Here is a 13,397-nt window from a genome sequence, read left to right as displayed (position 1 = left end):
GGCTTTCCTTGAACATTGAGAACATCGAAGCCTTCGTCTATGTCGTTCATTATGGCAGTTTTAACAAAGCGGCGGAAGTGCTCTATTTATCCCAACCATCCGTCACAGCACGCATCCAATCCCTAGAACGTGAGTTGGATTGCCGGCTTTTCGAACGAATCGGCAAGCAGATTTCGCTGACCGACGATGGGAAGAAGTTTCTGCCGTATGCGCAGCAGTTACTACAAACTTTTCAAAAAAGTAAAATTCAACTAAAGCAGAAACGAACATTGCCAAACGAGCTGCGAATTGGTTGTACCGTATCTGTATCTAACTATATTATACCGACGATCATACCGAAGCTGAAGCTGAAATACCCAGATGTGAACTATAAGCTAACTACGGCTTCGTCGGAGGAGATCATTAACAAAGTACTGAATCGGGAGCTTGATTTAGGTTTTGTTCGCAACATAAGTCACCCGAATCTCCTCTCAGCCAAAGCATTTGAAGATCCCATACAGCTCTATGTCTATGAAGGCCATCCATTCATACAGAACGTAACGATTTCGATTGAACAAATCGGGGAATATCCGCTTGTTTTCTTTGAGTGCGGCTCTCTAGATTGGATGCGAATACATCGCTTATTTGCGAGCATGAGTCGGCCGCCTAACATCGAGTTTCAGACGGATGCGCTAGAGACAGCGAAGAAATTAGTGCTCGGACGTGTGGGCATCGCCTTTCTTCCTAGTTTATGTGTCGAACAGGAAGTGAAGGAGGGGAAGCTGTTCCCGATTCATTTTCCGGAGGTGGCAGGCATTTCTTTGCAAACAAACATGATTGCCTTGAATGGGGAGAATGGCTTATTTTTCAATGCTGCCTTGGATTTATGTAAAGGAATTGCGAAATCGATTCGGGATTCCATTTGATTTCTCGATATGCATATAGAAAAACTCTATTATCCAGTTTGAGAACTTGATGATAAATTATAAACATCGCAATAATTCATACAAAACAAGTAGGAATTATAAGATATAAAAAATATGGAAATGCGGAGGGGTTCACGATGAGAAAGATCACATCACTTACAGTAACAACATTCACACTAGCTTTGGTAGTGGCAGGCTGCGGCGCCAAAAGCGCAACAACGGACGCATCCCCTAAAGCTGCTGCTGAAGCTACGAAGGCTCCTGCAGCAAGCACAGCTGCAACGGCTGCTGCAACGACAGCACCTGTGAAAACAAAGAAAATCATTGTCGGCACAGGCACACAATTCCCGAATGTAGCTTTTCTAGATAAGGAAGGTAAACTCACAGGTTACGATATTGAACTCGTGAAAGAGCTGGATAAGCGCTTGCCTGAATATGAATTTGAATTTAAAACGATGGACTTCGCCAACCTGCTGCTCAGCTTGGAAACGAACAAAATCGACTTTGTCGCTCATGAAATTGAGAAGAACAAAGAGCGTGAGCAGAAATATTTATTTAACAATGAACCTTATGCTTATTGGAAAACAAAGGTCATCGTAGCCAAAGATAACACAACGGTGAAATCGATCGATGATTTGAAAGGCAAGAAGGCCCTGACAACAGCAACGAGTGCGGAAGCTACCTTGCTAGAGAATTATAACAAAGCCAACGATAATGCGATCAAAATCGTTTATCAAAGCGGTGCAGCCAATGACTTGGTTACGCAGCTGACAACAGGACGTGCGGATGGATCGCTAGGTGCGGATTTCTTGCTTCCTCTGGTAGATCCGCAAAGTAAATTAAAAACGGTAGGACCGATCATTGAAGAAGCCGAGGTTCGTTTCTTATTCCGCAAAAACGATAAAGACGGCCAAGAGCTTGCAGATAAAATTGACGTTGCATTGAAAGCTGTAAAAGCGGATGGCACGCTTTCTAAACTAAGTACACAGTGGTTAGGCGGAGACTTCACGCAGAAAGATGATAAAAAATAAGCATTTCATGACTCTAAGAAAGGTGAGATCGCCGATATGGCCAACCAATTCGATATCACCTATGTATTCGATTTTCTGCCAAAATTAGTGAATTACATCCATATCAGCTTATTCATAGTTGCTTGTTCGATGTTGCTCGGGGTCGTCTTTGGATTTCTCATTGCACTGCCCCGGCTGTATCAAATCCCCGTCCTACAACGGATATCACAGGTCTATGTTTCCTTTTTCCGTGGGACACCGATTCTCATTCAGTTGTTCTTGATTTACTACGGACTACCTGAAATGTTAAAGGCGATCCATGTGGATGTCTCTAAGGCGCCGGTGCTTACTTTCGTTATTTTGACCTTTGCGCTGCATTCAGGTGCTTATATTTCCGAGGTCATTCGAGCAGCGGTCAAAGCGGTCGACAGAGGGCAAGTGGAAGCTGCTTATTCCGTAGGTATGACGGGCTACCAAGCTTTTACCCGTATCATTATGCCGCAGGCGCTGGCGATTTCGCTGCCTAATTTTACGAACCTGCTTATTGCCAACTTGAAGGATACGTCACTGGCTTTCTCGCTAGGTGCTATGGAGTTGATGGGCAAAGCGCAGACGCTTGGAACAGCTACACAGCATTTTATGGAAACGTACATTTCTTTATCGATCATTTATTTCGTTATCTGCTTTGGACTAGAAAAGCTGTTTATGTACATCGAACAAAGATTGCTGCAACATGAGCAACCGCTTGTGACCGAAGAGCGGCAGCCATTCTCTCGCCGTTTCTTCAAAAGCGTCTGGTCCTCGCAGCCTGATAAAGGGGGCTTCCAAGCATGAGCATCGATCCTGGATTCATATGGACGGCCTTTGTTCAATTGCTGTCTGCACTGCCTACCACGCTGCTAATTACCGTTGTTTCCGTCTTTTTTGGATTTCTGATAGGCGCATCCATAGCTTTAATCCGACTATACCGCGTGCCTTTTATCCATTACATCGCGACAGCTTATGTGACGTTTGTTCGCGGTACACCAATGCTGATGCATCTGCTGCTCATCTATTTCGGCTTGCCCATGATCATCGACGGAATTGCCGTTGCTTTCGGTTGGAGCTTCCGTTCCGTGTCTATACCCATGATCGGCTTTGCTTTTCTATCCTTCTCCATCACGGCCGGGGCTTACCTCTCGGAGGTAGTCAGATCGGGCATCGTGGCAATTAATCGCGGGCAAATGGAAGCTGCTTATTCAATTGGCATGACGACGCCGCAAGCGCTTCGCCGCATTATTTTGCCACAAGCGTTAGCCGTCAGCTTGCCGAACTTATCAAATACGTTGATTGGGATGCTGCACGGTTCTACGCTGGCTTTTACCGTATCAGTCGTGGAAATCAACGCCAAAGCGCAAATTGTCGCAACGACAAATTGGAAGTTTTTTGAAGCTTATATTGCAGCAGCCCTCCTATTCTGGGGGATTACGTTCCTGATCGAACGAGCCACAGGCTTACTAGAGAAGCGAATCAATCTGTATAACCGAGGTGGCGTATCATGATTCAACTGACGAATATCACCAAATCGTTTGGTAAAAACGAAGTGCTGAAAGGGATTAACCTGACAGTGCAAAAAGGAGAAGTCGTCTGTATTCTTGGCCCCAGCGGTTCAGGCAAAACAACGCTGCTCCGTTGCTTGAATTATTTGGAGAAGCCGAATCTTGGTGAGGTGAGGATCGGGGATTTCACCGTGAATTGCAAGCGTCCTACCAAAGGCGATATTCACGCGCTCAGGCAAAAAACAGCCATGGTATTCCAGCATTACAATTTGTTCAAGCATAAAACCGTGCTCGAAAACGTCATGGAAGGGCTCGTTATTGTTCAGAAGCAGTCGAAGGAGAAGGCAAGAGAGACTAGCGTAAAGGTGCTGGAAAAAGTCGGATTGGGCAGCAAGCTAGATGCTTATCCAAGTCAACTATCCGGCGGACAGCAGCAACGTGTAGGGATTGCGCGCGCGCTGGCTTTGAATCCTGAAGTTATTTTATTCGATGAGCCGACATCTGCACTGGACCCAGAGCTCGTTGGCGAAGTCCTAGATGTGATTCAAAAGATTGCGAGGGAAGGCATCACGATGATTATCGTGACACATGAAATGGGCTTTGCCCGTGAAGTGGCGAATCATGTGGTCTTTATGGATGAAGGTATCATTGTGGAGGAAGGCAAGCCGAGAGAAATATTCGGCGCAGCCAAAGAGGAGCGTACCCGACAATTTTTGAAGCGAATTACGCCAGAGTGGAGCTACAACATATAGCGTCAAGTCAAGTCAAGTCAAGTCAGTTAAGGAAATGGAGTGTTCAAACATGGGGATTAAATTAAGTATTTTGGATCAAAGTGTGGTGTTTCCTGGTGAAACCGCTTATGACGCTTTTCAGCATACGATTGAGCTCGTACAGAAAGCAGAGTCACTTTCCTATCACCGATTCTGGGTATCCGAGCATCATGATTCCGAGCAAGTGGCAGGCTCTTCGCCTGAGGTTTTAATTTCACATCTGCTAGCTAAAACAGAGCGCATTCGCATTGGCTCCGGCGGCATCATGCTGCAGCATTACAGCCCCTATAAGGTGGCTGAGAATTTCAACGTGCTTGCCTCGCTTGCACCTGGCAGGGTAGATCTTGGCATAGGCCGCGCACCGGGCGGATTGCCTCGTTCAACCAAAGCGCTGCAGCAGGGCATTACCGAAGCGGCATCATTGGCGGATAAGCTGAGTGATCTACAGCAATTTGTTCGCAATCAGCTCCATGACGATCACCCCTTGAAAGGGTTGCGTGTCTCGCCAATTCCAACCGTGCCTGTGGATATTTATATCCTTGGCGCAAGTGTGGCAAGCGCACAATCGGCGGCTGAAGCCGGTTTGCCTTATGTTTTTGCCCAATTCATTAATGGGGATCATGCGATTGCTGAAGCAGCTTTTCAGGCTTATCATCACCATTTTAATACGGAAAAAGGTACCCAACCTAAGCTGCTCTTAGCACTCTCGCTTATCGTAGCAGATACGGAAGAAGAGGCTAACGAGCTTGCCGGAGAATATAAAAATGTCAAAATTCATTTGGAAAATGGCAAGACCTTAACCGTCGGAACGCTTGAGCAGGCCGAGGAATATGGTCGCCAAACACAGGCGAAATTTACCGTTGAAGAGAAGCAGGCGGAAATTACGCGAGGTACGAAAGAGACGGTACGTCAGAAACTTATCGAGCTTCAGCAAAAATATAACATCGATGAATTTATCGTAACGACATCTGTGAAAGATTTTGGCAAAAGACTGCGTTCCTTTGAACTGCTGAGTGAAGCATTCGCGGAATTGTTAGTGTAGGTCCGAGGGAGGCATGTGAGATGAGTACAACAACTTTCCATCAGACGTCACCGGAATTTACTCAAAAGCTGGTGGACATTCGACGTCAATTACATCAGCATCCTGAATTATCCCATGAGGAGATCGTAACAACCGCAGCAATTCGCGGATGGCTCACAGAGGCAGGGATTCATGTAACTGATTTTCAGCTCAAAACGGGCCTTGTCGCCGAAGTAGGTGGCTTGCAGGAAGGGCCAATCATTGCGATTCGGGCTGATATTGACGCCCTCCGGATTCAAGAGGAAACGGGGCATCCTTATGCTTCGCAGGTAGCGGGCAAGATGCACGCTTGCGGTCATGATTTTCACACGTCAGCAGTCCTTGGCGCAGCGCTCTTGCTCAAGCAACGGGAGAGTGAACTAAAGGGGACGGTTCGTTTCATTTTTCAACCGGCAGAGGAGAAAGCGCAGGGCGCGGAGCTCGTTATCAACAGCGGTGCGTTGCGCGACGTACGTGCCATCTATGGGATGCACAATAAACCGGATCTCCCCGTTGGGACGATTGGTATCAAAGCAGGCCCGTTAATGGCGGCGGCAGATGGTTTTGTAATCGAAGTGGAAGGTCTTGGTACACATGCTGCGGTGCCAGAAGCGGGAATCGACCCGATCGTAACAGCTGCCCATATCGTGACCGCACTTCAAGCTATCGTGAGCCGTAATGTGAGTTCATTACAAAGCGCAGTTATTAGTGTGACACGTATCCATAGCGGAACCGCATGGAATGTGATCCCCGATAAAGCGATCTTAGACGGCACATTGCGCACATTTGAAGAAAGTGTCCGAACTTTGATTATCCAGCGCATGGAGCAGGTTGTGCACGGTGTAGCCGCTGCATACGGCACAAAAGCAACGGTACGATGGATCAAAGGTCCGCCATCCGTATTCAACGATAAGGAATTGGCTGAGTTGGCAGCAGATGCCGCTGAGCAGGCTGGTCTAGATGTGATAACGCCTGTGCCTTCACCAGCAGGAGAAGATTTCGCTTTTTACCAAAAGCAAATTCCAGGCGTCTTCGTATTTATGGGCACATCAGGGCCACAAGAGTGGCATCATCCTGCTTTTGATATTGACGAACGAGCTTTGCCAATAAGTGCGCGATATTTTGCCATTTTATCTGAGAAAGCGCTAGAAGAGCTATCATCCAATATACCACTGGGGGTATCTACATGAGTACATCGATTCCAGATCTGTCAGCCTATTTGCATACCCATCAACAACTGCAAGAAGCTATTCAAGGACTGAGCGAAGGGCAATTAGTGTGGAAGCCAGCACAGGATAAATGGAGTGTGACAGAGGTTCTGTCTCATTTGGCTGATCATAACATCGTCGTTTCCTTCCGAATCCGCGCCATCCTTGCAGGAGCATCGGCCGTATTGCCAGCTTTTGATCAAGATCTTTGGGTCAGCAGTTCCAAAGCAAATGAAAGCTCAGCCTCCGACATATTAAACCTTTTTCAGTCTTTATTAGTTTTCAATCATGCGTTGTTTGGCCGATTAGATGCAGAAGATTGGGAGAAAACAGGCGTTAATTTCAAAGGTCAAACACTTACCCTAAAAGATGTTGTTCATTCCTTTATCGCACATGTACAGGTTCATCTGGCACAAATTGCACGCATTAAAATCGCGTTAGAAACACGGGTATAAGGAGGGATACTTATGGCTGATGCTCAAGACCTTCACATTCGGGAAGCTCATGAAGGTGACCGCGAGGCAATTCGAAGAGTGCTAGAAGATGCTTATGGCCAATATCGCGCTGTGCTGCCTCCGGAAGGCTGGGATCAATATAAAGAAAATATTATCGCATCTGTGGATAGTGATAAGCCCATCGCGCGAATTATTGCGCTAATTGACGATGAAATAGTAGGGAGCTCGCAATTGTTTCAATCCTCCGCAGCCGCTTATGGCGCGCCAGAGCTTGAGATTGAGTCCCCAATCCTTCGGTTACTAGCTGTATCGCCAAGTGCCAGAGGAAAGGGCATAGCTACAGCTCTGATAAAAGAAAATGTGAAGCGCGCTGTCGAGTTAGGTGCTACCACACTACATCTGCATACCTCGGACATGATGGAATCTGCAGTAAAACTATACGAACGACTGGGCTTCGAACGCGCGTATGACAAAGATATTCAAAAAGGCGAGATACTCGTGAAAAGCTATCGATTAAACCTACAAACTGCGGCGATATTGTGAAAGGATGGAAAAGAGATGGCTAGACAAAAACAGCTGAAATTAGGTGCCATTATTCACGGAGTTGGCGGTAACGTGTCGGGCTGGAGACACCCGGAGGCAATTACGGATGCCAGTGTGAATTTTGGGTTTTATAAACAACAGGCGCAGAAAGCCGAATCCGGTAAATTCGACCTTGTATTTATCGCGGATGGTCTATACATTACGGAAAAATCCATCCCGCACTTCCTCAATCGGTTTGAACCGATTACCATTTTATCTACCTTAGCTGCGGTCACCTCACACATTGGGCTAGTGGGGACGTTATCGACCTCATATAGTGAACCTTTCACGGTGGCTCGACAATTTGCCTCTATTGATAAAATTAGCGATGGGCGTGCGGGTTGGAACGTCGTGACCTCTCCACTGGAAGGCTCAGCGAAAAACTACAGCAAAGCGGAGCATCCTTCTCACCCTGAACGCTATCGGATCGCGAATGAATACTTGGAAGTGACACGCGGGCTGTGGGATTCGTGGGAAGATGACGCGTTTGTACGTGATAAAGAGAGCGGTGTGTTCTTTGACCCGAGCAAGCTCCATACCTTAAACCATAAAGGAGAATACTTCTCCGTTCAGGGACCGTTGAATATCGCTCGTTCCAGACAAGGGCAGCCAGTCATTTTTCAAGCAGGTGCATCAGAGGACGGCCGAGCGTTTGCAGCAAAAGTGGCGGATGCGATCTTTGCTGGTCACGAGTCGATTGAAGAGGCGAAAGCATATTATGCCGATATTAAAAAGAGAGCCGCCTCCGAAGGCCGTAATGCGGATGAAGTCGTTATTTTACCGGGAATTGCCCCGATTATCGGACTGACAGAGGAAGAAGCCGAGCGCAAATATCAGGAAGTCGCCAACTTGGTGACCATTGACAAAGCGTTGGATTACCTAGGCCGCTTCTTCGAGCATCATGATTTCTCGCAATATCCGCTAGACGAACCATTCCCTGAACTAGGTGAATTCGGCAGCAACAGCTTCCGCAGCGGCACCGATAAAATCAAGCAAACCGCCAAAGAAAAAAATCTCACCCTGCGCCAAGTCGCTTTGAATGTAGCAACACCGCGTAACGAATTCACAGGCACTCCTGAACAAGTCGCCGATCGCGTGCAAGCATGGTTCGAAGAATTAGCCGCTGATGGCTTCATCATCGCAGCTGCCTTGCCTAAAGGCTTAGACGACTTCGTTGACCACGTTGTACCGATCCTGCAGGAACGCGGACTGTACAGAACCGAGTACGAAGCAGATACCCTTCGCGGAAACCTCGGAATACCCGTACCAGCTAATCGGTATACGAAAGTGAAAGTGTAGGGACGAATGAAAGATTGTCCATATGGCTGAAATGGCCGTTGGACAGTCTTTTTTTGAGTGCTCCTCTGTTCAACCGAACCCAGCTGTTACAATTAAGCTCACTTATATAACTCACCCCAAACACACAAATAATCGCATACTTGAAACATGAACACCAAACTAGCAACTGAAACAGACACACTCATTTATCCATTCGAAGCCAACACACTTACCCACCAGCTCATCACCCACCCGAATCAACCATGTTCATCTACACACCAATCCACACAGCAATCCACGCACCAATCCACACACCAATCCACGCAGCAATCCACGCAGCAATCCACGCACTAATCCACACACCAATCTACGCACTCATCCACGCACTCATCTATACACTCATCTATACACTCATCCACCTCAACTGAAGCAACCCCCCGTCCCTCCAGCCTAACTAGCTAACCTAATTTCTGTGGTATCTACAATAAGAATGTGGCGTTAGCAGCCAAATCATATTTTGCAATTTTCGAATACATAGGTTGGAGATAAAATGCTTCGTGAGATGTAGAGTTTTTGAAAAACGTCGAATCAATTCTTGTAGATATTACAGAAAATGAACTCTTGTGAGATAGTCGGTCGAACGGAGTTAACTGCTTGGAGAAACGAGAGCATGATCTCTGAAATTTTCATTGTTTAGTCAAGTTCCTTACCAACGCGCATATACTGTGTTAGGTTCTTATGTTACTGCTTGTTCGAAAAGTCCAATGATCGACTGAAAGCGATTCCGCGTCGACATTTACGTGACAAATTTCACAATGATGACAGGCCCTCACCAGCCAGTTGTCAAAACATGCAAGCCAGTTCCCCGCAGAAATAGGAGGGTGCAGAGATGCTGCATATTGTCGTCTGTATTAAACAAGTTCCGGATTCTAGAGAAATTCGCATTGATCCCAAGAATAATACGCTCATTCGCCAAGGTGTCCCCAGCATTGTGAATTTCTATGATATGCATGGCTTGGAAGAGGCGCTGCGCATTAAGGATGAGCAAGGTGCGCGTATTACGGTTGTCACGATGGGGCCGCCACCGGCAGAAAAAGGGCTCAAGGAATGCATTTCCCTAGGCGCCGATGATGCTGTATTAGTGACGGATCGTGGTTTTGCAGGGGCGGACACGCTGGCTACCTCGTACGTTGTGGCGCGAACAATTCGCAAAATTGCGGAAACGTGGGGGCCGGTGGATATTGTTTTTTGCGGCAAACAAACGTTGGATGGCGATACGGGACAAGTTGGTCCGGGCGTAGCGTGCCGATTGGATTTGGAACAACTTACCTATGTCAACAAAGTCGTGAAGGTCGACGAAGAGAATCGGAAGGTACGTGTGCACAGGCTGTTGGAGGATGGCATTGAAGTTGTGGAGACAAGCATGCCCGTACTGATCACTGCACTGAAAGAACTGAATAAAGTGAGACGTGCATCGCTGCCAGGTATGATTCGAGCAGCTCGTTATAAGCCTACTGTTTGGACGACAGCGGATTTTCCAGATTTGGAGCGGGCTAAGATTGGATTGAAAGGCTCGCCAACGATCGTTGCCAAAACCTGGGTGCCAGAAATCAAAGCGGTAAAAACGCAGATGATTACCTATGATACGCCAGAAATTGCGGCTGCGCAGCTTGCTGATAAGCTGCTGACGAAGGACATGCAGACCCTGCTGGATTGGGCTTGATAGATAGGAACGGAGGATGACACGATGGCAAAAGATACGGAACAAATAGATCCGACGATGCCGGATTGGTCGGCATATCGTGGGGTTTTGATCGTTGTTGAGCAGCGCGAGGGCGTCGCGAAAAAAGTGTCCTGGCAGCTGCTTGGCGAAGGCAAAAAGCTGGCAGCGAAGCTGGAGGCGCCGCTCATGGCGCTCGTCATCGGCGAGAATGTCGCACATCTCGCTGATGAGGCCGTGGCCTACGGCGCGGACCGGGTTTACCTTTGCGAAGCCGCGGAGCTTCGCGATTACCGGACCCGGCCTTACAGCCGGGTCTGCTTGAAGCTGATCGAGGATGCAAAGCCCGAGATCGTGCTGTTCGGCGCGACAGCGACGGGCCGCGACCTGGCAGGTGCGATCGCAACGCACCTGCCGACGGGGCTGACGGCCGACACGACGCAGCTCGACGTGGAGCCGCCGCCGTCAAGGCTGCTGCTGGCCAGCCGGCCGGCTTTTTCCGAGAAGATGATGGCCACCATCCTCTGCAAACAATACCGGCCGCAGATGGCGACAGCGCGCGCCGGCGTATTTCAGGCGCTGCCGAAGGACGCGGCGCGCCAAGGCGAAATCATCCGCATCGAAGCAACGATGCGGGAAGAAGAGATCGACGCGCAGGTGCTGGACTTCCTGCGCGAAACAGGCAAGCTGAATCTCGAGGACTGCGAGATTATCGTGGCAGGGGGCCGCGGGCTGGGCGGGCCCGATGCCTTCAAGCTGCTCGCCGAGCTGGCGGATGCGCTCGGCGGTGTGGTTGGCGCGTCCCGCGCTGCCGTTGATGCGGGATGGATCAGCCACGAGCATCAGGTGGGGCAGACGGGCGCCACGGTGCGGCCGAAGCTCTACTTCGCCATCGGCATCTCTGGCGCGGTGCAGCATACGGTCGGCATGAGCCATGCCGATGTTGTTGTCGCGATCAACAAGGATGAGAAGGCGCCAATTTTCCAATTTGCCCATTATGGCCTTGTTGGCGACTTGTTCAAAATTGTTCCCGCCATCACGGAAGAATTCAAAAAACGCCGCACGTTATTCGGCATAGTGCCTTCTTCGGCGGAAGCGCAAGCTGCAACACCCCCCGCTACGGAAGTGAGCATAGAAGCACGGGAGAGGAGTGAAGCGAAATGAACGAAAAATTCGACGCGATCGTCGTTGGCGGAGGTCCAGCTGGAGCAGCAGCTGCCTTAACGATGGCACGAGCGGGCTTATCTGTGGTACTGCTGGAGAGAGGCGAGTTCCCAGGTGCCAAAAACATTTTCGGCGGCGTTCTCTATCGAAAGCAAATTGAAGAGCTGGTTCCTGAGTTTTGGACGGAGAAAAACTTCCCGATGGAGCGCTACATTGTCGAGCAGCGAATCTGGATGATGGGCAAAGAGTCCATGGTTACGTTCGGCCATCGCAATGAGGCGTATAAGGAGCCCTTCAACTGCTTCACGGGCCTGCGGGTTAAATTCGATCAATGGTTCGCTGAAAAAGCCGTAGCGGCGGGGGCGATCCCGATTTACGAGACCGTTGCGCTGGATGTCATTCGCGAAGGCAACAAGGTTGTTGGCGTGCGAACAGACCGTGATGACGGTGATTTGTATGCGGACGTTGTCGTCATTGCGGATGGGGTGAACTCCTTGCTCGGCAAAGCGATGGGGATTCATAAAGAATGGATGCCAGACGAAGTGTCTTTAGCCGTAAAAGAAGTGATAGCGCTGCCGCGAGAAAAAATCGAGGATCGGTTCGGTCTCGAAGGTGATGAAGGCGTCACCATTGAATTTATGGGCGAGACCTCGCTAGGCATGGCTGGGATGGGTTTCCTGTACACGAATAAAGAAACGATCTCGCTGGGCGTTGGGGTCATGGTGGGGCATTTGCGGGATAAAAAGGTAAAGCCGTACGCCGTACTTGACGCTGTCAAACAGCATCCGATGATTCGCAAGCTGATTCAAGGCGGTGAGACCAAAGAATATTCCGGTCACTTGATACCGGAAGGGGGCTTTAACTCCATTCCGACCTTATCGGGGGATGGCTGGTGTGTGTGCGGCGATGCAGCGCAATTGGTTAACTTTGTCCACCGGGAGGGGACGAATTTAGCCATGACTTCAGGCCGCTTGGCTGGGGAAACGATTATCGAAGCGAAAGCACGCGGTGATTTTTCGGCACCGACGATGCATCTCTATGATAATAAAATCCGCGAATCCTTTGTTCATAAAGATTTGCAGAAGTACAAGGGCATGCACCAATTTTTAAAAGAGCAGGATCCTGAATTGTTGTTTGATCGGTTGCCTCGTGCAGTCAATGAAGCAGCCTATAACATGTTCCTGGTGGACGGTATCACAAAAGCCGAGAAGCAAAAAATGGCCATGAAGCTCATCAAAAATGCCGCAGGCGGTACTGTCAACTTGATGAAGCTGGGCTACAAGGGATGGAGGGCGATGAACGGATGAGCCAAAGTGATATTTCAGATAAACTGTTTACCATTCGTTACAAATGCGATGATAAATCCCACCTCGTCATTAAAGATAAACAAACATGCTTGAATTGTGTGACCAAGGACTGCAATTATTTTTGCCCATCAGATGTGTATGAGTGGGAAAAGAAGCTCAAAATTACTACGGTTGCCTTTGAAAATTGTATTGAATGCGGCACGTGTCGCATAGCATGTCCATCCTATAATATTGATTGGGTGTATCCAAAGGGCGGGCATGGCATGACGTATAAGTATGGCTAAATGCAACATTTAAATTCAACGAAAGCCGAGGCCGATGAGAGGTCTTGGCTTTTATTTTTGTCGAAAAACGACATTTCTCCATATGTAGGTGTTGAATCTCCATAGTTTTGTTCCCT

The 13,397-nt window shown here is 48.6% G+C and carries 14 protein-coding genes; all 14 read left to right on the top strand.

What is annotated here, in order from left to right; translation table 11 throughout:
* Positions 1 to 8 precede the first annotated feature (8 nt).
* The 14 genes from AC58UX_RS23400 (at position 9) to AC58UX_RS23335 (ending at position 13,281) form a co-directional block, all read left to right on the top strand.
* The gene (locus AC58UX_RS23400) at positions 9 to 905 is read left to right on the top strand and encodes a LysR substrate-binding domain-containing protein (protein WP_497257136.1); all 897 of its coding nucleotides are present in this window, start codon (positions 9 to 11) and stop codon (positions 903 to 905) included.
* Positions 906 to 1,042: 137 nt separating this feature from the next.
* A complete protein-coding gene (locus AC58UX_RS23395; RefSeq protein WP_497257134.1) occupies positions 1,043 to 1,936 on the top strand; it encodes a transporter substrate-binding domain-containing protein in 894 nt (297 codons plus the stop codon).
* Between the two features lie 36 nt (positions 1,937 to 1,972).
* On the top strand, positions 1,973 to 2,749 hold the full coding sequence (locus AC58UX_RS23390; protein WP_497257132.1) for an amino acid ABC transporter permease: 777 nt from the start codon (positions 1,973 to 1,975) through the stop codon (positions 2,747 to 2,749).
* On the top strand, positions 2,746 to 3,456 hold the full coding sequence (locus tag AC58UX_RS23385; protein ID WP_497257130.1) for an amino acid ABC transporter permease: 711 nt from the start codon (positions 2,746 to 2,748) through the stop codon (positions 3,454 to 3,456). Before AC58UX_RS23390 ends, AC58UX_RS23385 begins: the two co-directional genes overlap by 4 nt.
* Complete coding sequence (locus AC58UX_RS23380) at positions 3,453 to 4,205, top strand: amino acid ABC transporter ATP-binding protein (RefSeq protein WP_497257128.1); 753 nt, start codon at positions 3,453 to 3,455, stop codon at positions 4,203 to 4,205. The genes AC58UX_RS23385 and AC58UX_RS23380 overlap by 4 nt, the downstream gene beginning before the upstream one ends.
* A gap of 49 nt (positions 4,206 to 4,254) precedes the next feature.
* The gene (locus AC58UX_RS23375) at positions 4,255 to 5,265 is read left to right on the top strand and encodes an LLM class flavin-dependent oxidoreductase (RefSeq protein ID WP_497257126.1); all 1,011 of its coding nucleotides are present in this window, start codon (positions 4,255 to 4,257) and stop codon (positions 5,263 to 5,265) included.
* Positions 5,266 to 5,285: 20 nt separating this feature from the next.
* Positions 5,286 to 6,473: an amidohydrolase gene (locus tag AC58UX_RS23370; RefSeq protein ID WP_497257124.1), complete on the top strand. Its 1,188-nt coding sequence runs from the start codon at positions 5,286 to 5,288 to the stop codon at positions 6,471 to 6,473.
* On the top strand, positions 6,470 to 6,946 hold the full coding sequence (locus AC58UX_RS23365; RefSeq protein WP_497257122.1) for a DinB family protein: 477 nt from the start codon (positions 6,470 to 6,472) through the stop codon (positions 6,944 to 6,946). Before AC58UX_RS23370 ends, AC58UX_RS23365 begins: the two co-directional genes overlap by 4 nt.
* A 12-nt stretch (positions 6,947 to 6,958) precedes the next feature.
* Positions 6,959 to 7,489 carry a GNAT family N-acetyltransferase gene (locus AC58UX_RS23360; protein WP_497257120.1) on the top strand — a complete coding sequence of 177 codons (531 nt, stop codon included), beginning with the start codon at positions 6,959 to 6,961 and terminating at the stop codon, positions 7,487 to 7,489.
* A gap of 15 nt (positions 7,490 to 7,504) precedes the next feature.
* Positions 7,505 to 8,827, top strand: coding sequence for an LLM class flavin-dependent oxidoreductase (locus AC58UX_RS23355; RefSeq protein WP_497257118.1), 1,323 nt, complete (start codon positions 7,505 to 7,507; stop codon positions 8,825 to 8,827).
* A gap of 868 nt (positions 8,828 to 9,695) precedes the next feature.
* Entirely contained in the window at positions 9,696 to 10,529 is an 834-nt protein-coding gene (locus AC58UX_RS23350; RefSeq protein WP_497257116.1) for an electron transfer flavoprotein subunit beta/FixA family protein, read from the top strand.
* A 24-nt stretch (positions 10,530 to 10,553) separates the two neighbouring features.
* Positions 10,554 to 11,690, top strand: a complete 1,137-nt coding sequence (locus AC58UX_RS23345) for an electron transfer flavoprotein subunit alpha/FixB family protein (RefSeq protein ID WP_497257114.1) — start codon at positions 10,554 to 10,556, stop codon at positions 11,688 to 11,690.
* Positions 11,687 to 12,997 (top strand): FAD-dependent oxidoreductase, encoded by a 1,311-nt coding sequence (locus AC58UX_RS23340; protein WP_497257112.1) that lies wholly within the window; start codon positions 11,687 to 11,689, stop codon positions 12,995 to 12,997. Before AC58UX_RS23345 ends, AC58UX_RS23340 begins: the two co-directional genes overlap by 4 nt.
* Positions 12,994 to 13,281: a ferredoxin family protein gene (locus AC58UX_RS23335; protein ID WP_028554142.1), complete on the top strand. Its 288-nt coding sequence runs from the start codon at positions 12,994 to 12,996 to the stop codon at positions 13,279 to 13,281. Before AC58UX_RS23340 ends, AC58UX_RS23335 begins: the two co-directional genes overlap by 4 nt.
* The last annotated feature ends 116 nt before the right edge of the window (positions 13,282 to 13,397 follow it).

This window comes from Paenibacillus sp. J22P90 (genome assembly GCF_059692195.1).
Note: the sequence above shows the minus strand (reverse complement) of the source record. Positions and strands in the feature narration are given on the sequence as shown.

Bases quoted from the DNA above. Each gene is read 5' to 3' on its own strand.
- AC58UX_RS23395 (WP_497257134.1), top strand. From the start codon at position 1,043: ATGAGAAAGATCACATCACTTACAGTAACAACATTCACACTAGCTTTG.
- AC58UX_RS23390 (WP_497257132.1), top strand. From the start codon at position 1,973: ATGGCCAACCAATTCGATATCACCTATGTATTCGATTTTCTGCCAAAA.
- AC58UX_RS23385 (WP_497257130.1), top strand. From the start codon at position 2,746: ATGAGCATCGATCCTGGATTCATATGGACGGCCTTTGTTCAATTGCTG.
- AC58UX_RS23380 (WP_497257128.1), top strand. From the start codon at position 3,453: ATGATTCAACTGACGAATATCACCAAATCGTTTGGTAAAAACGAAGTG.
- AC58UX_RS23375 (WP_497257126.1), top strand. From the start codon at position 4,255: ATGGGGATTAAATTAAGTATTTTGGATCAAAGTGTGGTGTTTCCTGGT.
- AC58UX_RS23370 (WP_497257124.1), top strand. From the start codon at position 5,286: ATGAGTACAACAACTTTCCATCAGACGTCACCGGAATTTACTCAAAAG.
- AC58UX_RS23365 (WP_497257122.1), top strand. From the start codon at position 6,470: ATGAGTACATCGATTCCAGATCTGTCAGCCTATTTGCATACCCATCAA.
- AC58UX_RS23360 (WP_497257120.1), top strand. From the start codon at position 6,959: ATGGCTGATGCTCAAGACCTTCACATTCGGGAAGCTCATGAAGGTGAC.
- AC58UX_RS23355 (WP_497257118.1), top strand. From the start codon at position 7,505: ATGGCTAGACAAAAACAGCTGAAATTAGGTGCCATTATTCACGGAGTT.
- AC58UX_RS23350 (WP_497257116.1), top strand. From the start codon at position 9,696: ATGCTGCATATTGTCGTCTGTATTAAACAAGTTCCGGATTCTAGAGAA.
- AC58UX_RS23345 (WP_497257114.1), top strand. From the start codon at position 10,554: ATGGCAAAAGATACGGAACAAATAGATCCGACGATGCCGGATTGGTCG.
- AC58UX_RS23340 (WP_497257112.1), top strand. From the start codon at position 11,687: ATGAACGAAAAATTCGACGCGATCGTCGTTGGCGGAGGTCCAGCTGGA.
- AC58UX_RS23335 (WP_028554142.1), top strand. From the start codon at position 12,994: ATGAGCCAAAGTGATATTTCAGATAAACTGTTTACCATTCGTTACAAA.